Raw genomic sequence first — 19126 nt, 5'->3', positions numbered from 1 at the left:
AGGAGTCGGTATGGAGTTCGATTGGGGATACTTTTTCTCATTATTTAGCGTTGGGGCATTCTGGCAGGCGTGTGTCACGGTGGTAGTCGTCAGTTCATTGTCCTGGTTTATTGGCCTGATACTGGGTTTCCTTTTAGCCTGCGCCAAGCTCTCCGGCCCGCGCTGGCTGAAGGTTCCCGTCGAACTCTATATTTGGTTTTTCCGTAGCGTGCCGTTAATGGTGCTGCTGGTATTCGTCTATAACCTGCCGCAGCTCTTCCCGGTAACCCAGCCGCTGCTTGGTATTCCGTTTATTGCCGGATTAGTGTCGATGACCGTCACCGAAGCGGCCTATATGGCGGAGATCCATCGCGGCGGATTACTGTCGGTGGCGAAAGGGCAAGGCGAAGCCGGTCACGCATTAAGCTTCAGCTTTATCGGGATCCAACGCTTAATTATTATTCCGCAGGCGTTTCGGATTTCGTTACCCACGTTGATTAACGAATACATCACCATTATTAAGCTCAGCTCGATTCTGTCGGTCATTTCATTACCGGAACTGCTGCTCACCGGCCAACGGCTGTATGCGCAGAACTTCCTCGTGATGGAGACGCTGCTGGCGGTCGCGGTCTACTACGTGATGGTGGTGACCATCTTTACCTGGCTGTTCCGGGCGCTGGAAAACATGCTGGATATTCAGCAAAAACGCCCGCAAACCTACAACGACGCCGAGTGTGATGCCCTGCGCAGCAGCCTGAAGGCGCCGCAGCAGACCGTCAAAGCCGAAGCCACCAGCGGCATGCCGCCGGCGCTCGACCTGCGGGCTATCGAAAAATCCTGGGGCCAGCATCAGGTGCTGAAAGGGATCGACCTGAAAGTCGAAAACGGCCAGGTCATCAGCATTATCGGGCCATCCGGCTCCGGTAAAACCACCCTTATCCGCACCATCAACGCCCTTGAAAGCATTGATGCCGGGGAGATCGTGCTGTACGGCGAAGACTACCTCAAAGGGGCGGCAATCGTCGATAAGCCGCAGATGCGTGCCGGCGTGCGGCGTATCGGCATGGTATTCCAGGGCTTTAACCTGTTCCCCCATCGCACAGTGCTCGACAACGTGATGCTCGCCCCGCTGTATCACAAGCTGGTTGACCGTGAAGTCGGCAAAGCGCAGGCCCTCTATCTGCTGGACCGCGTCGGGCTGCTGGCCCATGCCGAAAAATACCCATGGCAGCTCTCCGGCGGCCAGCAACAACGCGTCGCCATCGCCAGGGCGCTGGCCTTAAAACCGGACATCATGCTGTTTGACGAACCGACCTCGGCGCTGGATCCGGAGCTGGTTGGCGAAGTGCTGAAGGTGATTCAGTCCCTCGCCCGCGAAGGGATGACGATGCTGATCGTCACCCATGAGATGGACTTCGCGTTATCGATTTCTGACCGGGTGGTGATGATGGAAAACGGCGTCGTGGTCAGCGATGTCCACCCGCAGCGCATCCGTGATAACGCGGACGCCCCGGCGCTCGACCGCATACGTGAATTTATGGGAGTGCAATAAATGATGACTGAACGTGAACTACGCCAGGATCTGGCTGCCGCCTACCGCCTTGCGGCGCTGTTTGGCTGGGAAGATACGCTCTACACCCACTTCTCAGTGCGCCTGCCCGGCGACGGTGAACCGCGTTTTCTGATTAACCCGTTCGGCATGATGTTCGATGAGGTGACCGCCAGCAATCTGATCGTCGTCGATATGCAGGGGAAAGTGGTGGCCGGCCACGCCCCGGCGAACTCCGCCGGGTTTACCATCCATAGCGCGGTGCATATGGCGCGGGAAGATGCGCATTGCGTCATCCACACCCATACGCTGCCGGGAATGGCGGTCGCCGCCTGTCAGGATGGCTTACTGCAGCTTAACCAGATCAGCACCGAGTTTTATCAGCGTGTCGGCTATCACCCGTATGAAGGCGTAGCATTTGACCTCGACGAGCGCGCGCGTATTCAGCGCTCGCTGGGCAACAACATCGCCATGATCTTACAGAGCCACGGGCTGCTGTCGGTGGGGCGCACCGTTGCCGATGCGTTTTACATCATGTACTACCTCAATCGCGCCTGCGAAATTCAGATGGCGACCGCGCAGCTCGCCCCGCTCAGCCCGATCCACACTATTCCGCCCCACCTGAGCCAGCACGCCTGCGAGCAGCTAATGGGCGTGGAGCATGAGCGCCAGCAGGTCTGGCAGGCGTGGTTGCGCCGCCTCGACCGTCTCGACACTTCTTACAAAGACTAAAGCCTATGCCAAACCTGACTATCGTCGTCGATTGCAACGACCAGAGCTATGCCCGCGAGATTTGCGACGCGTTGCAGCGTTTTCCCGAGGTCACAGCGGTGCTGCCCGATCATCCGGCCGCCAGCGACGCGCAGTATGCCAGCTGCTGGTTCCCCAACCCGGAACTGCTGACCCGTTCGCCAGAATTGCAGCTGATCCAGGCCGCCTCGGCAGGTGTGGACCATCTCCCGGAGGCGGTTTTCGCCAGCGACGTGCCGTTGTGCCGGGTTGTCGATGAAGATTTTCGCCACGGCATGTTCGAGTACGCGCTGTGGGGCGTGCTGTGGTTCCAGCGTCATTTTGACCGCGCCCTGGCGCATCAACGCCAGCGGGTCTGGAAGATCGATCCCCAACGCGCCGCCGCCGATTATCACGTCGGGGTTATGGGGCTGGGGGAGATCGGCGGCTACATTGCCAGCCATCTCGCCGCACTCGGTTATCGTGTTTCCGGCTGGGCGCGCAGCGAGAAGCAGCTTGCTGGCGTCCAGTGCTATCACGGCGAGGCGCAGGCCGGGGCCTTTTTGGGCCAGCTGGACGCGCTAATCAACATTTTGCCGCTCACCGAGCAGACCCGCGGGATCCTCGCCCAGCCGTTGTTCGACCAGCTCCCGCCAGGCGCGGTGCTGATCAACTGCGGGCGCGGCGAGCATATGGTCAATGACGATGTGGTGCAGGCGCTGGATCGCGGCCAGCTGGCAGGGGCGGTGCTGGATGTATTCCCGGTCGAACCGCTGCCGCAAGACGATCCGCTGTGGGGCCATCCACTGGTGGTGGTCACGCCGCATATGGCCTCCATCGCCCCGGTCGAGGTGATTGCCCGCCAGCTGCTGGACAATATTCAGCGCCAGCAGCAGGCCCTGCCGCTGAAAAATCTGGTCAATAAACAGAGCGGTTATTAATCCTTTTTTGCCGGGCAATCCCCGGTCTGCACAATGAGCAACTGCTACGCTTAAGGGTCTGTTTCATCCACCATAAGGCCTACATTATGCACATTGATCTATCGGGGAAAGTGGCGCTGGTGACCGCGTCAACGGCCGGCATTGGCTACGCGATTGCCAAAGGGCTGGCCGCCAGCGGCGCGGAGGTGATCGTTAACGGGCGGAGCGAGCGCAGCGTCAGTGAAGCCATCGCCCGCCTGCAAAATGACGTCCCTGGCGCGCGCCCGCGCGCCGCGGTCGCCGACCTCAGCAACGCCGACGGTGCCGCACAATTGCTGCAGGCGGTCACCGGCGTGGATATTCTGGTCAATAACGCCGGGATTTACGGGCCGCAGGATTTTTACGCCACCGATGACGCCACCTGGGAAAACTACTGGCAGACCAACGTCATGTCCGGCGTGCGGCTGTCGCGCGCCCTTCTACCGGCGATGGTCCAGAAAGGCTGGGGCCGGGTGGTCTTTATCTCCTCCGAGTCGGCGCGCAATATTCCGGCGGACATGATTCATTACGGCGTCACCAAAACCGCCCAGCTGTCGCTGGCCCGCGGGCTGGCGAAATTTGTCGCCGGTAGCGGCGTCACGGTCAACAGCGTGCTGCCCGGCCCAACGATCTCCGACGGTTTCGCCGAGATGTTAAAAGAAGAGGTCGCGAGAACCGGCCAGCCGCTGGACCAGCTCGCGAAAGATTTTGTGATGACCCATCGCCCGAGTTCGGTGATCCAGCGGGCGGCCTCGGTTGAGGAGGTGGCAAACATGGTGGTGTACGTCTGTTCGACCCAGGCTTCCGCCACTTCCGGCGCGGCGCTGCGCGTTGACGGCGGCGTGGTGGACGATATTATCTGACGGCGTTGCGCCCGTCCGCACTGTCGCGGCCGGGCGGGTTATCCTTCGATGACTACTGCGCCCTGTCATCCGTAATGCCGTAGGCGGCATACTTCTGCAACAACGCCTGATATTGCCCATTGTCACGCAGCGTTTGCAACGCCGCCGCGAACTGCTGCGCCAGCGCCTGGTTGCCCTTGCCGACATAAATTCCCAGCGTTTGCGGATAAATAGTCTGCGGCGAGCTGACCTTCAGGCGCCCTTTGCTGCGCTGGGTAAACAGGCTGACCACCCCGGCGATATCCACCTGAGCCTGAATATTGCCGGACAGCAGCGCCTGCAGAGTCTCCGGTGAGGTCGGGAACTCTTTTATCTCGATAGCCCCTTTGCCCTGCTGCTGGCAATACCCGGCGGAGAGCTCCTGTAATTTTTTCACCCACGACGTACCCTGCTGCAGGCCAACGCTTAAGCCGCACAGATCGTTTTCCGTTTTCGGCATCACCTGGCTGTCGCTGCGCACCATGATATAGGCCCCGGTGTTGGCATAGGGGATCGCATCCGCCTGGCGGACACGCTCCGGGGTGATATAGAGCGCGGAGATCACCGCATCCTGGCGCCCGCCGTTAAGGCCGAGGATCAGGCTGCTGAATTTGGTATCCACCAGCTGCAGCGTCAGGCCCATTTTCTCACTGAGCAGCGCCGCCAGTTCGGCATCAAAACCGACGATCTTGTCATCCTGCCAGGACTCAAACGGCGGATAGGCCACCTCCATGGCGACTTTTATTTTCCCCGGCGCAAGCAGCGTCTGCGCGGCCTGAGCCGACGACGCCAGCCCCAACGCCAGCACCAGCGCGCTGGCGAGCGTACGTACTGCAAAAGATTGTTTCATCTGTCGGACTCCGTTCAGGAAGCGATACGCCGATGGTGGGCATCGGCAAGCTGGCACAGCAGTTCAAACATCAGGGTCGCGCCGGTCAGGCTGGTGAGGTTGCCCTGATCAAACGGCGGCGACACCTCGACCAGATCCGCGCCGATCAGGTTCAGTCCGGCAAGCTGGCGAATGCAGCGCTGTCCCTGGATCGTGGTCATGCCGCCAATTTCCGGGGTCCCGGTGCCCGGCGCGTATACCGGATCCAGCACGTCAATATCAAAGCTGATGTAGGTCGGCCGATCGCCCACGATCTCACGGGCCTGCCGCATCACCGCGTCGATACCCAGCTCGTTCACCTGTTCCATACGGAAAATGGTGATGCCGTTTTCCTCCGCCCAGCAGTGTTCGTCTTCAGAGAACAACGCGCCGCGAATGCCGATTTGCACCGTTCGCCGGGGGTCGAGCACTCCCTCTTCCACCGCGCGACGAAACGGCGTGCCGTGGGTAAAACGCTCGCCGCCAAAGTAGCTGTCGTTGGTGTCCGAGTGGGCATCGAAATGGATCATCCCCAGCGGCTTCTCCCGCCCCAGCGCCCGCAATACCGGCAAGGTGGTGAGATGGTCGCCCCCGGCCGTTAACGGCATTACCCCCTGCTGAGTGAGGTCGCGATACCAGGCTTCAATGCGCGCCATGCTGTCCTGCACATCCATCGGGTTAATGCGCACGTCGCCCAGGTCCCCCACCCGCGCACAATCATAGGGGGAGCGGCGCGAGACCGGGTGCACCCGGCGCACCAGGCTCGAGGCATTGCGCAGCTCGCGTGGCCCGTGGCGGGTTCCCGCGCGGTTGGTGGTCCCGCCATCCCACGGCACGCCCACCACGCCGATGTCCAGATCGGCGGCCTGCGGCGCAAAGGGAAGACGGAAAAAAGTCGGTAGTCCGCTAAAACGCGGGATGTCGCCATCCTGCGGTTGCGGATAGGCCTGTTCAGAGGCAGATGTCATTGCGGTATCTCCATGCTTTTCGGGTCGATGCAGAGATACTGCACAACGGGATGCTGAGAAAAAATAGTCAAAGCTAAAAAATTAGTTTAGAAAAATAAAAACAATTCCCGGGGCTTACAGCGGAGCATCCCCTTATGTCAGTTGGCAAATTTCCGAATCTGCGCCTGCTGCAGGTTTTTATGACGGTGGCAAAATATCAGGGCTACGCCAATGCGCAGCAGGAACTTAACCTGACGGTCTCAGCCATCAGCAACTATATGAGCGAGCTTGAAGAGAAGCTCGGCATCACCCTGTGCCGCCGGGGCAGAGGCGGTTTTTCGCTGACTGAAAAAGGCGAAACCGTGCTGCAGCAGAGCATCGACCTGCTCGATTCGATGGAGCATTTTGAGCGCAGCACCGCCATGCTGCGCGGTGAGCAAAGCGGGATTTTTAATCTTGGGGTGATCGATTCCACGATAACCGACCCGATGCTGCCGATGAGCAAAATCATCGCCAGCTTCAGCGAGCGTTACCCGCTGGTGCATATCAACCTGCAGGTCAGAAGCCCGAACGCCCTGCTGCAGGGAGTGTTGAATAACGAGCTGGATCTGGCGATCGGCACCTTCTCGATTCAGGCCAACAGCGTGGTCTCGCACCCGCTCTATCGCGAGCAAAACTGGCTCTACTGCGCCGACAACCATCCGCTGTTTACGGTGAAACATCCCACCGAAGCGCTGATTTCACAGATGCGGATGGTGACCCGCAGCTACTGGAGCAGCAGCGATTTGGGGCGCAAAGGATTTAAGCAGAGCGTGGCGAGTGCGGAGAGCATGGAAGCCCAGCTGATGCTGATTCTGTCCGGGAAATACGTCGGCTATTTGCCGGAGCACTACGCCTTGCCGTGGGTACAATCGCAACGGCTGCGCGCCCTGCTGCCGACGGAGTACGGCTACCAGGCACCTTTCTCGCTGATTTTTCGCCGCGGTCGCAGCAAAGAGACCTTAATTCGCGCGATACGCGACAACGTCCGCGCCGAGATTAAAGCGCGGAAACGTTAGCGCCCGGCCGTCAGGCAAGGCGTGTGTCGCAGTCCCTACTCGTGGATCTTCCATTTTTGCTTGAGGACATTTTTATCCTGGCGGTCCAGCCACTGATTGACCTTCTCCAGCAGCGGCTGATTGTCTTTGTTCATCATGTAGACTTTAAAGCTGGCGGTACCCGGGAACGGCTTATCGGTGGCGACACAAAAGACGCCGGGCTCTTTACTCTGGTAATAAAACCCTTCGATCAGGTCGGTAACCATCATATCGGCGGTTTTCTGGCGCAGCGCCTCCAGGTTATCGACGTTATTTTTGACCCGGATGATCTGCGCGTGTTTGATATGCGCATCGACGTAGCTCTGGTTGGTGCCGCCCGGATTAACGATCACTTTGACCGTCGGCTGGTCTATCTTCTCCAGGCTACCGAGCGCCGGGGCCGCGGCACAGTTCGCCAGGGCAATCTTGCCGTTCGCCACCACCGGATGGCTAAGGGCAAAATCCTTCGCCCGCTCCGGGGTCTCGGTCACGCCGCCCATCGCAATATCAAATTTGTCGGCTTTCAGGTCACTGGAGAGCGTCGGCCAGCTGGTCAGCACGAAGGTCACTTTTAGCCCCAGTTTCTGACCGAGATCTTTCGCCATATCGACGTCGTATCCGCGCAGCTCACCCGCTTCGTTATGAAATGCCAGCGGGGCGTAATCTCCCGGCACACCAACTTTCAGCTCGCTGCTCTGTTGGATCGTCGACATATCGCGCGCCTGGCTGCTACCGGCAACGCTCACCAGCACACAGGCAAGACAGACCTTCAGGTTCATACCATCATCCTTTTCAATGCGTTCGTTAGGGTACTTTTCCGCGTTATTACACCGCGTTTTATGGCTTGATTGCCGGGGGCAACCCCGAACATTTGTTAATGGTATGTTTTATTTTTGTGACGCACAACCAGGAAGCGCCGCGCATGCCCGGCGCGTCAGGTTAGTTATACTCGATCGCGAAAGTGACCTGGCCGTTCGCCCGTCCGGGGGTGACGACAGTGCTGGTCTGCACGTACTGGGCGGTGTAATTGATGTTCTCCGCGCCGGCGGCATTGCTGGCAGGCATATGTTTGAGCACCGGCAGGTTGCTGGACTCATTGATTTTTACCGCGGTCCCGGCAGAGGGCGCCGGCGCCGGATTATTGCCGTAGCTCAGTTTGATGCCGACGCCGCTGGCAGCCCCGTCAACCTTTGCCAGCGCCAGGGTATCGTTGAGACTGGGGTCGGCGGTGACGCCAAAAAAGCCAATGCGGATATCGGTCGGGGTGGTGCAATAGACCGGAATACTGAAGGTCTGCGCCGTTCCGGCGGTGGTGGTCTGGCCTTTGAACGCCGCTTTATTCACGGTCCCCAGATTCACGTTGATGGTCGGGCGGGTCACCTGGCAGCTGCCGCTGGAGCCAATGTCAACGTTGAGCGCGCCAAGGTCGATACTCACCGGCGCGCTGGCGGTGTGGCTCCCGCCGCTGACGTCCTGCTTCTCGATGGTTAAATTACCGACCTGCGGCTGCGCCGGGACGCTGGCATGGTTGCCGCTCACCAGCGCCACATCGCCGGTTTTGTAAAAAGTAATATAGGCTTTGACCACGGTTTCGCGTTGGTTCAGCAACGCCGACAGTTGTGAACTGTCGCAGACCGTCATGGACTCGCTGCCGGCTGGCGCATTGCTGCCGTCGATGTAGCGCACCGGGCCGCCGCTGCACTGGAATCCCAGCGAATAACCGATACCGCTGAGCGCCGTGGGATAGACATGCTGGCCGTTAATCACCAGCGGCGTCCCGGTGCTGTTTTGCCGATAGACAATCTGTTTCCAGACCGCGGTGGGCAGTTGCAGATCGCAGACAAAATGAATGCCGCTACCGTTATCCGCCATGGCGTTGGTCATCTGCGTGTTGGCGGGCAAGGTGGGCAGATAGCGAATATTCGGCACGTTAATGGTCATCTGCCCGACGCTGCCGCTGCAGCTCTCACTCCAGCCATAGTGGCTGTAAATCCCCGCCATCAGCAGGAACACAAACTGCATTATTCGAAGGCCGCGATGCATGGCTGCTACTCCTCAACTCACTGGCAAAAACCGCTGAAGGTTTTTACGCTGTTCTGCTGTTGCTCACTGGAAAGATGGAAATGCAGGGTGCATTTCCGCGCGAGGTTGTCCTGGGTCCAGCTCGCCTCAAGCGTGCCTTCATCCGGGATACCGCTGAGGTACACCTGGCCGCTATCGGCGACCATCCCCTGCGGCGCCGCGCCCGTGTCGTCCTGCTCCTGGCGCAGCTGGACGCTGGCGCCAAACGGGATCGCCCCGTCGTGATTGCGCAGGGTGAACAGCACGCGATTGCCGATGTGCGTCTGGTAGTTCGCCATCACCACCGCGCCACCGCCGGGGATCACCGTCTGTCCCTGTAGTTCGACATCGGTGTCGTTGGTCATCGATTCGGTATCCAGGGTGATGGTGTTTTTGCGATAGACCGTTAACGTCGGCACAACCGCATAACCACGCCCGTCGGTATGGACGTTGCTGCCGTTCTGAATCGCCACATCCGCAGCGCCTGGCGCCCGCACGATGGCAAAGCTGTCGCCGACGGGTTGCCCCAACGTGACGCCATGGGGGTGCGCCACGATAGAACCGGAAGCGCCCCAGGTCAGCTGATTGCTTTCACTGTCATGGCGATAGCCCAGCTGGGCGCTGCCGTAGCCGCCGTGGTAATCCAGCGCGGCGCTGCTGTTACTCCCCTGCCCGGCGTTGGCGTAGCCTTGCTGCACCGAGTAATAGAGGTTCTGACTGTGCGGCATCACGCCGTACATCGAAACCTGCTGCGAGGAGTGGCCATTGTTGTCGGAGGTGGTGCTGTAGCTCACCGAACTTTCCGCCAGCCAGCCGCTGAGTGGAATATTCAGGTTTAATGACCAGGAGCGGTCCGCGCGCTCCCGGTCGGAAGATTGGGTGTAGTAGTAGCCGACGCCCCAGGAGATGCCTTTCCAGGCGCTATAGAAACCGAGATGTATCGTTTCATCGCGGCTGTTGCTGTGCCAGTAATCCTGCGAGTAGGCGGACAACGCCAGACTGCTGGCGGTACCAAAGGACTGGGCAATCGAGAGCTCTTCCCGGCTGCGTTTGTTATCGACCATCTGGCTCTGGCTTTCGAGCGCATTCGCTTCGCTGAAGTCGTAATAGCCGCTCGAAGAGTAACGATAGCTGGCGAGGCTGAACGAGGTTCCGGTGCGGGCAAAATCTTTCTGGTACTGCACGCGGAACGAATGGCCGGCAAAATGTTTATCCGACGGCGTGGCAGTGTTGGCCCAGGTCAGGTCGCCGCCGAGCGATCCCAGTTCGCCAAAGCCGCGCCCGATACCCATCGCCCAGGCCTGATAATCCTGCGCCAGCTGCGTGCCGCCGTACAGGGTGACCGACGCGGGCAGCCCATAGAACAACGTGCCCTGAATAAACTCCGGTGAGCGAACGTCGTTCTGGTCGGAGTGATAGCGCCCGCCGCTGAGGCTGAATTTGGCCCGCCCTTCACGCAGCATAAACGGCACCGCGGAATAGGGTTGGGTAAACGAGCGCACCGAGCCATCGCTCTCTTTCACCTGCACTTCAAGGTCGCCGCTTTGTGCCGTCGGGTAGAGATCTTTAATCGCAAAGGCCCCCGGCGAGACGAAGGTTTCGTAGATCACATAACCATGCTGCAATACCGTCACTTTGGCGTTGCTGTGCGCCATCCCGCGGATCACCGGGGCAAAGCCGCGCTGGCTGTCCGGCAACATTTCGTCATCGGACATCAGTTGCACGCCACGAAACGGCACGCTATCGAAGACTTCGCCGGTCGTGAAGGTATCGCCCATGCGCAGCAGGCTTTTGAGCGGCGCCACGTCGCGCTGCACATAGGTACTTTGTGAATGCCAGCGGTAATGCTGGTCATACTGCATTGAGGAGATATTGCGCAGTCGCCAGGCGCCAAAATTAGCCCCGCTGCGTAAATTCAGATAGCTGGAGCGGCTTTGTTCTTCAGACTGCCGGGTCTGCGCCCCGGTCAGGTTATAGTTGACGAACGCCGCCGGCACGCCCTCATCCCAACGTGACGGGTCGACATAGCCGCGACTCTGGGTGTTCATCGCCGCCTGCGGAATGCTTAAATTCAGCCGCTGGGTGGCAAAATCAAACTGGCTGCTGGCATTCGGAATGTAGTGTTCAATCCGGGTGAAGGTCTCACCTTCATGCAAGGTGTTAAAGGATGAGAAAGCGCTGACGTTGACCCCGAAATCTGCCAGCTGCGCCGGGGTCAATACCGGTTGCAAGGCCCCGTGGTCTTCAACAAAGGTGACCGACCCCTGGCCGATTTCCTGATTGTTGACCCAGATACTCACCGGATAGGTTCCGGGCTGCTGCCCGCCGGATTTGGCGAAATAGTGTAAGTCCGCCATTTTTTGCTGCGGATTGGCAAACTCGAGGGCCGCGGGGTCGAAATAATCATCGGCCCAAACCACCGCGCTGTGGCACAACAAACACAGCAGCGGCGGCACGCTGGCGATGAACCGGGCATCCCCACACGGGGACGCCTTCACAGCATCGCCGTGAACGGTAACAAGGGATTTTTTTTTCACAATAGCTGACCTGGCGATGCTAAGCGCAAAAATGACTACTGGGCGTAATCCGTAATCCCGCCAAAATCATTAATGGCGCGCCATTTCACGGCTCCGGAACCGCTAACCGGCCACGTTTTGCTGGCTAACGGGGCAATCATTCCCGGTTCTTCGATCTCTTTGCCACCCACCGAAATCGTAAAAAAGGAGACAAAGTATGGCGTCGGGTTCTGCGCCACCAGCCGGTTACCGATCACTTTAAAAATCAACGATTGCCAGGCTTTGGCCGGATCGCCCGCCAGGCCATTTGGTCGATAGAAAATTTTAAACTTCGACTTAATATTGACCTGTAATTTATTGGTGTCCCCTTGCTGCGTCGGGGAAATACTTTTCACATTTAACCAAAATACCGATTCGCGATCGCGGGGCAGCGTTTTGCCAATGAAATTAATTCGCAATACGTTTTCTTGTTCAGGGTCGAGGCGAAATAATGGCGGCGTCACAATAAAAGGCACCGGGCTGGTATCTTTTGCCGCATAGTTTTCCACCCACGATTGCACCAGATAAGGTGAATGGGTATCAGCATTCGTCACGGACAGTGAGGCTTCGCGCTTTCCTTCTGGATAAATAACCCGCGTCCCTCCCATCACAATACCGGCCTGAGCCGTGGTGGAGACCAACAGAATAAAAGCAGCGGTGATGCCAGCCAGAGTATATTTCATCATCACAATCATCAAATAACGGTTTAAATACAACCGCAAAACACAACAAACAGCCAAAATACAAAAAGAAAATGAGCAGGTATTCCTGCTCATTGCTTTCTTAGTTGTACACCATATTGAAGTTAGCGGTTCCGTTTGCCGCACCGGCGGTCACCGCACTGGTGGAGATATAATCGGCAAAGAATTCCAGATCGGCCGTACCGGTGCTGGCGCCGCTGGTCCCGGCAACCACGTTCTGGTCACGAGAGACGGTGCCGAGATTAATCGGCGTGGATTTGTCATCTTCGTACAGTTTGATCGCTACACCCTGCGCGCCGCCGTTCACCGCCAGCAGGTCGCTGTTGTTGGTATCCCGGGTGCCATCGAACAGCACCGAGACTTTGGTGACCGAGGTCGGGCAATCTTTGACTTTAATATGGAAGGCGGTTTTGGTGGTTTCAGAGCCGGCGCCAGCAAAGTAGCTGCTCGCCCACTTGCCCAGGTCGACGACCTGATTGGCGCTGGTGCTCTCAATATTACAGGAGGTGTCGGTAATGGAGCCGGTGAACTCGACCTGACCACCCGTACCTTGCGTACCGCTATTTGAGCCCGGATTGACGGTCACTGCGGAACGTGCAGGCTGTGCGGGACTTGCCATTACAACGCCGGATACCAGAGCACCAACCATCGTTGCCATAATACAAAATTTGGTTTTCATTTTTTATCTCATTGCTAACAGATCTTTATGACAGATACAGCTCAGAAACAGTATGTTTGAGCAACTCTGCTTTCCGTTTCTCCATGTTAAGAATATGCGCGTTCCATCAGCGGGATATTAAACGCTCGACAACAGGTCCCGTTCGATTTATTGCACCAGAATGGCGAAATAGACCGCAAACAGGAAAAATAAAACCAGGCATTTAATATTAAGAGAAATACTATTCTTGCGATAAATAAAACGCAATATTTTGTTATGTTAATGAAATGATGTTTTATTTTACCAATGAAATAAAAATCCTATAGCTCATCAGGATTGTTAATTTTAGAACCCAAAAAACCCAACAGCATAACAGGACAATGCAACAACTTGCCGCGTCAGTTAACAACATCAACAAAAAGAGGCCCTGTTTTGCTGCGTTATTTCTGTGAACCAGCAGGAGACAATCGCTGTTTTAAGATTATTCTTAGTTACAGTCACCTTCTCATATTTGTCACATTGGCAATCATAATTGCACTAATAAATACCTGTTATAACTATCCTGAAGCCTTATATTTCATATGAAACTTCAAACTGAATAAATCTCATTCATTAGCCTTGATATTATTTCAGTGTGCTTAATTCTCAAGCGCCGTGAAATAAAGAAAAACGGCGTCTCCCGATAAAAAAACCCGCCACGGCAAACGCCGGTGACGGGTTGTATCGAACATCAGGTGGGTAAATGCGCGGTTAAATTCTCAATTAAAACAGTCCTAACGGCGCGGTACCGTAGCTGACCAGCAGGTTTTTGGTCTGCTGATAGGCTTCAAGCGCCATTTTGTGAGTTTCGCGGCCAACCCCTGACTGCTTGTACCCGCCGAACGCCGCATGCGCCGGATAGACGTGATAGCAGTTGGTCCAGACGCGACCGGCCTTGATCCCGCGCCCCATGCGGTAAGCCAGGTTGGTGTCCCGGGTCCAGACGCCGGCGCCGAGGCCAAACTGGGTCTGGTTAGCGATGGCCAGCGCTTCCGCTTCATCTTTAAAGGTGGTCACGCCAATCACCGGGCCAAAAATTTCTTCCTGGAAGCTGCGCATCTCATTGCGCCCCTTAATCAGGGTCGGCTGGATGTAGTAGCCATTGTCCAGCTCGGCGGCAATGCTGGCGCGCTCGCCACCGGTCAGGATCTGGCCGCCCTCGTCACGGGCAATCTTGATGTACGACAGGATCTTATCGAACTGCTGACGAGACGCCTGCGCGCCAATCATTGTATCGGTGTCAAAGGGGTCGCCGCGACGGATCTGCGCCACTTTGGCCATCACCCGCTCCATGAACGGCTCGTAGATCGATTCATGGATCAGCGCCCGCGACGGACAGGTACAGACTTCGCCCTGGTTAAAGAAGCCCAGAACCAGCCCTTCCACCGCCTTCTCAATAAACTCTTCTTCGCCATCCATCACGTCGGCGAAGTAGATATTCGGCGACTTGCCGCCCAGTTCAACGGTACACGGAATAATATTCTCCGCCGCGCAGGCCAGAATATGCCGCCCGACCGGAGTGGAGCCGGTAAAGGCGATCTTGGCAATGCGCTTGCTGGTCGCCAGCGCTTCACCGGCTTCTTTACCGAAGCCCTGCACCACGTTCAGCACGCCCGCCGGGAAGATATCGCCAATCAGCTCCATCAGCAGGGTGATGCTCAGCGGCGTTTGCTCTGCCGGTTTGAGGACCACGCAGTTACCGGCCGCCAGCGCCGGCGCCAGCTTCCACGCCGCCATCAGCAGCGGGAAGTTCCACGGAATAATTTGCCCGACCACCCCCAGCGGCTCATGGAAATGGTAGGCCACGGTCGTTTCATCGATCTCCGCGGTGCTCCCTTCCTGCGCGCGCAGGCAGCCAGCAAAATAGCGGAAGTGGTCGACCGCCAGCGGCAGGTCGGCATTCAGCGTTTCACGCACCGGCTTACCGTTGTCCCAGCTCTCGGCAATCGCCAGATACTCGAGGTTTTGCTGGATGCGATCGGCCACCTGCAGCAGCAGATTCGAACGCTGCTGGACCGAGGTTTTGCCCCAGGCTTCTGCGGCGCGGTGCGCGGCATCGAGTGCAAAGTCGATATCTTTGGCATCCGAGCGGGGGAATTGTGCAATGTCGCTCCCGTCCACCGGCGAGGTATTCATAAAGAATTCGCCGCCGATCGGCTCGACAAATTTGCCGTCTATATAGTTACCGTAAGCGGACTTAAATGACACTAAGGCGCCCGGCTTGCCAGGATGTGCATAACGCATTGCAATCTCCTTCTGTAGGGTTGAGGCGCAGCGGCGTATTGGTTTTGTGCTGTTGCCTGCTGCATGAGGAGTAATGCAGGGGTTATGCCAGAGTTTTATGACTATGAAATCATCATGTTATTCATTGAGTTACACGAATACCTTTGGCGGGTGTCGCACTGATTTCTGCTTCTGTGTCGCAAATCGCAACACATGAGAAACCATAAAGCTACAATGTTGCAACATTACTTAAGCGGCCATGAGGTGCTCCGTGCAAGGCAATTCGTTTACCCTCGACCCCGAGGCGAAAACCAACCCGTTGCTCAGCGATTCCTGGTTTCGTAGCCAGCAGTATGGTCTGGAGCCGACGACGGATGATTTTCCGCGCCTGCGATCCAACGAGCTGGCGGATGTGCTGGCCAGCCATACCCGGCTACAGCAGCTCACTCAGCCGGTGGTGAACACGCTGTCGCGAAAAGTGGCTGACCTGCAGTCGGTGGTGATCCTCTCTGACGCCAGCGGCCTGGTGCTGCAAACCTTCGGCAACCTGCACGCCATGGAGAAAGCGCAGAGCTTCGCCCTTGCGCCGGGAAATTTGTGGAGTGAAAGCGGTCGCGGGACTAACGCCATCGGCACCGCGCTGGCCATCGACGACAGTTGTGAAATCGATGGTCGCCAGCACTTTCTCACCAGCAACCAGGACCTCTATTGTGCCGCCATGCCGGTGCAGAGCCCCGACGGAAAAATAGCCGGCGTGCTGGATATTTCCGGCCCGGCGCAGGTGCCGCATCCGCATACCCTGGCGTGGGTGAAAGCGGCGGCCAAACAGATTGAGTACCTGTGGGTTAAGCAGAGTCTGCACCCGCAGCAGTGGCTGATGAGCCTGCATGCCGATCCCCACAAGCTCGATAGTGTCGAAGAGCTGCTGCTGGTCTTCTCCGATAACGTGCTGACCGCCGGCAATCGCCTGGCGATGCGCGATCTGGGCCTCGATCCCGAGCAGTTCGGCCAGGTCACCTTCCAGCAGCTGTTCCCGCAGCTGACGCAAACCGCCGTGAGCATCCCGCTGCCGGTCACCCTGCAGCAGCACACCTGTTATTACCGTTTACGCGCCCCGGCCCGCAGCGGCGTAGCGGTGGTGGCCCCGCCCCCGGCACCTGAGCCTGAACCTCTCCATCTGCCATTCACCAGCCCGCAGGAAGGGGAAAAGCTGTTACGTCTGCTGAATGCCGGTATTGCGTTATGCATTGAAGGAGAAACAGGATGCGGGAAAGAGTTTGTCAGCCGGACGCTGCACCAGCATAGCCGCTGGCGCAACGGTAAATTCGTCGCCATCAACTGCGCCGCCATTCCCGAATCGCTGATTGAATCTGAACTGTTTGGCTACCAGCCGGGGGCCTTTACCGGCGCCAGTAAAAACGGCTATATCGGTAAAATCCGCGAGGCCGACGGCGGGGTGCTGTTCCTCGATGAGATTGGCGATATGCCGATGCTGCTCCAGACCCGCCTGCTGCGGGTGCTGCAAGAAAAAGAGGTAACTCCGCTCGGCGCCAGCCGGAGCGCAGCGGTCAGCTTTGCGGTGATTTGCGCCACCCACCGCAACCTGGCGCAGCACGTGACCGAAGGGACTTTCCGCGAAGACCTGCTGTATCGCCTGCGTGAATTTGCCCTCACCATCCCCCCTTTGCGCGAGTGGACGACGCTGCCGGCCTTTATCCAGCAGCTCTGGCACGACCTCGGCGCCACGGCCCGCCATGTGCAACTCTCACCGCCGTTGCTGACGCATCTGGCGAGCCTCCCCTGGCCGGGTAACGTCCGCCAGTTGCAAAGCCTGATGAAAGTGTTGCTGGCGCTGGCTGACGAGGGAGATGAGCTGACGGTGGCGGATCTGCCCGCCGAGTACCAGACTGCACCGCCGCCGCTGCCATCGCGTGGGCTTCAGCAGCACGATGCCCAGCTGATCGCCCAGACGCTGAGCACCTTCAACGGTAACGTCAGTAAAACGGCGCAGGCGCTGGGCGTTGCCCGCAGCACGCTCTATCGCCGCGCGGCGCGTCACGGAAAAAATTAACCCGCTGCGGGGCGGGCTGCCCCGCGACCGCACTTTCTCACTGGCGTCGTGGATTTGTTTATTTTAGAATTATCTAAATTTAGAAAAAGCTAAAATAGATGAATACACCCGAACAGTTACAGTCAGCCGCCGGTGAGGCCGCCGCTCTGCTCAAAGCGATGAGCCACCCCAAGCGACTGGTGATCCTCTGCATGCTCTGCGAAACGCCGCGCGCCAGCGCCGGCGAACTGGCCCGCATCACCGGCCTGAGTCCTTCTGCCACTTCGCAACATCTGGCACGCATGCGTGAAGAAGGCCTCATCGGCTGCGAGCGCGAGGCGCAGCGTATCCATTACTTCATCACTCATCCTGCGGTTCAGCAAATTATCTCCACGCTGAAGACCCTCTATTGCCCTTAAGGAACAATCATGACTATCGCCACCCTTTCCCCCGAAGACGTCCGGGCTCAGATTGCACAAGGCGCCAGATTAATCGATATTCGCGATGCCGATGAATATGCCCGCGAGCATATTCCTGATGCCGAACTGGTACCGCTGGCGACGCTCACCAACGGCGCCACGCTGCGTACCACGGCGGACGACACGGTTATCTTCCATTGCCAGGCGGGCTCGCGGACGCAAAATAACGCCATTCGACTGGTCGCCGCCGCGGCCCCCGCGCAGGTGAAGCTGATGAGCGGCGGTATTCAGGCGTGGAAAGCGGCAGGTCTGCCGGTCATAGAGGACAAAACGCAGCCTCTGCCGCTGATGCGTCAGGTGCAAATCGCCGCTGGCGGACTCATTTTGCTGGGGGTAGTGCTAGGATATAGCGTGAGTAGCGGATTTTTCCTGCTCAGCGCGTTCGTCGGAGCCGGGCTAACCCTGGCCGGCCTAACCGGATTTTGCGGGATGGCGCGTCTGCTGGCTGTGATGCCATGGAACCGACGTGCGCAGTGAACCTGAGCACAATGTTGATCGACAGATGAGGAGAACGCGATGTATTCAGTGGGTGATCTGGTACAGCCACGCATGGGCGGGCCAAAACTGAAAATTGTAGCCGTCAACGAAGAGCATATCGTTGCCGTGCAGGCCAGTAACGAACAGGGCGAGCAATATACGCTGAAGCCTGCTGACGTTTCGCCTTATACCGAAGAGGGTGATTTTGGCGTTTGTTAATATTAACGGTGGGTCACCCCACCGTTATTTCTGCTGGTTCCGCTCCCATCCCACCCGCGTTTATCGCCGGTCGAACGTCGTTAGCCATAACGATTAGATCAGAAAACTTTCCAGGGTTTCACCTGCGGCGATGGCGTTAGCAATCGGCTTCGGCATACGTCCCTGACCAGTCCATGTTTTCTGCTCGCCATTAAGGTCGGTAAAACGATATTTTTCCGGACGCGGCTGACGTTTTTTGCTGCCTTGCTGGGGAGCGACATCCAGTGAAACCAGCTCGTCAGGGGTAATACCGTCGGCGATCATCAGCTCCAGCCAGGTCTGTACTTTTTCCTGGTATTCAGCGTGTTGCTCGCTGGCAGCCAGCTGCTCTGCCCGTTTTTCTTCAGTGACGACCCTGAGTTTTTCCAGCATTTCTTCAAGCACGTCAATGGAGAATTCACGCGACATCGCCCGCAGCGAACGGATATTATTCAATTTCTGTAACATTAAAGACATAAATTACCAAACAATCCTAAATTTCAAATAAGACAATACTACCGGAATACTTTAATATATTGGGCTATTTATTACCACCTTTAATCCCTGCGAATAAATATATCCCGAAGACACTTGCTCAATTCAATTTTAAACGGCAGGGATTATTGCCAAATTAAAAAATAAGCGGATGATGTCACCC

18 protein-coding genes are annotated in these 19126 nt (G+C 57.5%); 9 read left to right on the top strand and 9 right to left on the bottom strand.

Features of this window, described 5'->3' with window-relative positions; translation table 11 throughout:
- Nucleotides 1-10: 10 nt before the first annotated feature.
- The 4 genes from EDF82_RS17850 to EDF82_RS17835 all read left to right on the top strand — a co-directional run bounded on the left by EDF82_RS17850 (nucleotide 11) and on the right by EDF82_RS17835 (nucleotide 4079).
- Nucleotides 11-1531 carry an amino acid ABC transporter permease/ATP-binding protein gene (locus EDF82_RS17850; RefSeq protein ID WP_123756847.1) on the top strand — a complete coding sequence of 507 codons (1521 nt, stop codon included), beginning with the start codon at nucleotides 11-13 and terminating at the stop codon, nucleotides 1529-1531.
- Nucleotides 1532-2260, top strand: a complete 729-nt coding sequence (locus tag EDF82_RS17845) for a class II aldolase/adducin family protein (RefSeq protein WP_123756846.1) — start codon at nucleotides 1532-1534, stop codon at nucleotides 2258-2260. It abuts the gene before it with no gap.
- Between the two features lie 5 nt (nucleotides 2261-2265).
- Nucleotides 2266-3198: a glyoxylate/hydroxypyruvate reductase A gene (locus EDF82_RS17840; RefSeq protein ID WP_123756845.1), complete on the top strand. Its 933-nt coding sequence runs from the start codon at nucleotides 2266-2268 to the stop codon at nucleotides 3196-3198.
- Nucleotides 3199-3284: 86 nt separating this feature from the next.
- Complete coding sequence (locus EDF82_RS17835) at nucleotides 3285-4079, top strand: SDR family NAD(P)-dependent oxidoreductase (RefSeq protein ID WP_123756844.1); 795 nt, start codon at nucleotides 3285-3287, stop codon at nucleotides 4077-4079.
- A gap of 52 nt (nucleotides 4080-4131) precedes the next feature.
- Here EDF82_RS17835 and EDF82_RS17830 read toward each other — a convergent pair whose 3' ends face one another.
- A complete protein-coding gene (locus tag EDF82_RS17830) occupies nucleotides 4132-4947 on the bottom strand; it encodes a transporter substrate-binding domain-containing protein (RefSeq protein ID WP_123756843.1) in 816 nt (271 codons plus the stop codon).
- A 14-nt stretch (nucleotides 4948-4961) separates the two neighbouring features.
- Nucleotides 4962-5933: an agmatinase gene (speB, locus tag EDF82_RS17825; RefSeq protein ID WP_123756842.1), complete on the bottom strand. Its 972-nt coding sequence runs from the start codon at nucleotides 5931-5933 to the stop codon at nucleotides 4962-4964.
- A 134-nt stretch (nucleotides 5934-6067) separates the two neighbouring features.
- Between speB and EDF82_RS17820 the strand changes: the two genes are divergently transcribed.
- Nucleotides 6068-6970 carry a LysR family transcriptional regulator gene (locus tag EDF82_RS17820; protein ID WP_123756841.1) on the top strand — a complete coding sequence of 301 codons (903 nt, stop codon included), beginning with the start codon at nucleotides 6068-6070 and terminating at the stop codon, nucleotides 6968-6970.
- Nucleotides 6971-7005: 35 nt separating this feature from the next.
- Here EDF82_RS17820 and EDF82_RS17815 read toward each other — a convergent pair whose 3' ends face one another.
- The 6 genes from EDF82_RS17815 to EDF82_RS17790 all read right to left on the bottom strand — a co-directional run bounded on the left by EDF82_RS17815 (nucleotide 7006) and on the right by EDF82_RS17790 (nucleotide 15246).
- Nucleotides 7006-7767 carry a transporter substrate-binding domain-containing protein gene (locus EDF82_RS17815; protein WP_123756840.1) on the bottom strand — a complete coding sequence of 254 codons (762 nt, stop codon included), beginning with the start codon at nucleotides 7765-7767 and terminating at the stop codon, nucleotides 7006-7008.
- 160 nt (nucleotides 7768-7927) lie between these two features.
- On the bottom strand, nucleotides 7928-9031 hold the full coding sequence (locus EDF82_RS17810; protein ID WP_123756839.1) for a fimbrial protein: 1104 nt from the start codon (nucleotides 9029-9031) through the stop codon (nucleotides 7928-7930).
- 17 nt (nucleotides 9032-9048) lie between these two features.
- A complete protein-coding gene (locus tag EDF82_RS17805) occupies nucleotides 9049-11514 on the bottom strand; it encodes a fimbria/pilus outer membrane usher protein (protein ID WP_227540145.1) in 2466 nt (821 codons plus the stop codon).
- A gap of 107 nt (nucleotides 11515-11621) precedes the next feature.
- Nucleotides 11622-12290, bottom strand: coding sequence for a molecular chaperone (locus EDF82_RS17800; RefSeq protein WP_123756837.1), 669 nt, complete (start codon nucleotides 12288-12290; stop codon nucleotides 11622-11624).
- Nucleotides 12291-12387: 97 nt separating this feature from the next.
- Complete coding sequence (locus EDF82_RS17795; protein ID WP_123756836.1) at nucleotides 12388-12984, bottom strand: fimbrial protein; 597 nt, start codon at nucleotides 12982-12984, stop codon at nucleotides 12388-12390.
- Between the two features lie 741 nt (nucleotides 12985-13725).
- Complete coding sequence (locus EDF82_RS17790; RefSeq protein ID WP_123756835.1) at nucleotides 13726-15246, bottom strand: aldehyde dehydrogenase family protein; 1521 nt, start codon at nucleotides 15244-15246, stop codon at nucleotides 13726-13728.
- Nucleotides 15247-15496: 250 nt separating this feature from the next.
- Here EDF82_RS17790 and EDF82_RS17785 point away from each other — a divergent pair, with 250 nt between their 5' ends.
- The 4 genes from EDF82_RS17785 (at nucleotide 15497) to EDF82_RS17770 (ending at nucleotide 18450) form a co-directional block, all read left to right on the top strand.
- Nucleotides 15497-17296 carry a sigma-54-dependent Fis family transcriptional regulator gene (locus EDF82_RS17785; protein ID WP_123756834.1) on the top strand — a complete coding sequence of 600 codons (1800 nt, stop codon included), beginning with the start codon at nucleotides 15497-15499 and terminating at the stop codon, nucleotides 17294-17296.
- Between the two features lie 98 nt (nucleotides 17297-17394).
- Nucleotides 17395-17694, top strand: a complete 300-nt coding sequence (locus EDF82_RS17780; RefSeq protein WP_123756833.1) for a helix-turn-helix transcriptional regulator — start codon at nucleotides 17395-17397, stop codon at nucleotides 17692-17694.
- A 9-nt stretch (nucleotides 17695-17703) separates the two neighbouring features.
- On the top strand, nucleotides 17704-18231 hold the full coding sequence (locus EDF82_RS17775) for a rhodanese family protein (RefSeq protein WP_123756832.1): 528 nt from the start codon (nucleotides 17704-17706) through the stop codon (nucleotides 18229-18231).
- A 39-nt stretch (nucleotides 18232-18270) separates the two neighbouring features.
- Nucleotides 18271-18450, top strand: a complete 180-nt coding sequence (locus tag EDF82_RS17770) for a hypothetical protein (RefSeq protein ID WP_123756831.1) — start codon at nucleotides 18271-18273, stop codon at nucleotides 18448-18450.
- A gap of 93 nt (nucleotides 18451-18543) precedes the next feature.
- On the opposite strand, the gene stpA is transcribed toward EDF82_RS17770, so the two are convergent.
- Complete coding sequence (gene stpA, locus EDF82_RS17765; RefSeq protein WP_123756830.1) at nucleotides 18544-18945, bottom strand: DNA-binding protein StpA; 402 nt, start codon at nucleotides 18943-18945, stop codon at nucleotides 18544-18546.
- Nucleotides 18946-19126 lie beyond the last annotated feature (181 nt).

The organism is Klebsiella sp. BIGb0399 (assembly GCF_003752615.1).
GTDB classification, from domain to species: Bacteria; Pseudomonadota; Gammaproteobacteria; order Enterobacterales; family Enterobacteriaceae; genus Klebsiella; species Klebsiella lignicola.
This window is presented reverse-complemented; position numbering and strand designations above follow the sequence as displayed.

Bases quoted from the DNA above. Each gene is read 5' to 3' on its own strand.
- speB (WP_123756842.1), bottom strand. From the start codon at position 5,933: ATGACATCTGCCTCTGAACAGGCCTATCCGCAACCGCAGGATGGCGAC.
- EDF82_RS17800 (WP_123756837.1), bottom strand. From the start codon at position 12,290: ATGATGAAATATACTCTGGCTGGCATCACCGCTGCTTTTATTCTGTTG.
- EDF82_RS17770 (WP_123756831.1), top strand. From the start codon at position 18,271: ATGTATTCAGTGGGTGATCTGGTACAGCCACGCATGGGCGGGCCAAAA.
- EDF82_RS17795 (WP_123756836.1), bottom strand. From the start codon at position 12,984: ATGAAAACCAAATTTTGTATTATGGCAACGATGGTTGGTGCTCTGGTA.
- EDF82_RS17835 (WP_123756844.1), top strand. From the start codon at position 3,285: ATGCACATTGATCTATCGGGGAAAGTGGCGCTGGTGACCGCGTCAACG.
- EDF82_RS17840 (WP_123756845.1), top strand. From the start codon at position 2,266: ATGCCAAACCTGACTATCGTCGTCGATTGCAACGACCAGAGCTATGCC.
- EDF82_RS17790 (WP_123756835.1), bottom strand. From the start codon at position 15,246: ATGCGTTATGCACATCCTGGCAAGCCGGGCGCCTTAGTGTCATTTAAG.
- EDF82_RS17850 (WP_123756847.1), top strand. From the start codon at position 11: ATGGAGTTCGATTGGGGATACTTTTTCTCATTATTTAGCGTTGGGGCA.
- EDF82_RS17775 (WP_123756832.1), top strand. From the start codon at position 17,704: ATGACTATCGCCACCCTTTCCCCCGAAGACGTCCGGGCTCAGATTGCA.
- EDF82_RS17830 (WP_123756843.1), bottom strand. From the start codon at position 4,947: ATGAAACAATCTTTTGCAGTACGTACGCTCGCCAGCGCGCTGGTGCTG.
- stpA (WP_123756830.1), bottom strand. From the start codon at position 18,945: ATGTCTTTAATGTTACAGAAATTGAATAATATCCGTTCGCTGCGGGCG.
- EDF82_RS17845 (WP_123756846.1), top strand. From the start codon at position 1,532: ATGATGACTGAACGTGAACTACGCCAGGATCTGGCTGCCGCCTACCGC.
- EDF82_RS17780 (WP_123756833.1), top strand. From the start codon at position 17,395: ATGAATACACCCGAACAGTTACAGTCAGCCGCCGGTGAGGCCGCCGCT.
- EDF82_RS17820 (WP_123756841.1), top strand. From the start codon at position 6,068: ATGTCAGTTGGCAAATTTCCGAATCTGCGCCTGCTGCAGGTTTTTATG.
- EDF82_RS17815 (WP_123756840.1), bottom strand. From the start codon at position 7,767: ATGAACCTGAAGGTCTGTCTTGCCTGTGTGCTGGTGAGCGTTGCCGGT.
- EDF82_RS17810 (WP_123756839.1), bottom strand. From the start codon at position 9,031: ATGCATCGCGGCCTTCGAATAATGCAGTTTGTGTTCCTGCTGATGGCG.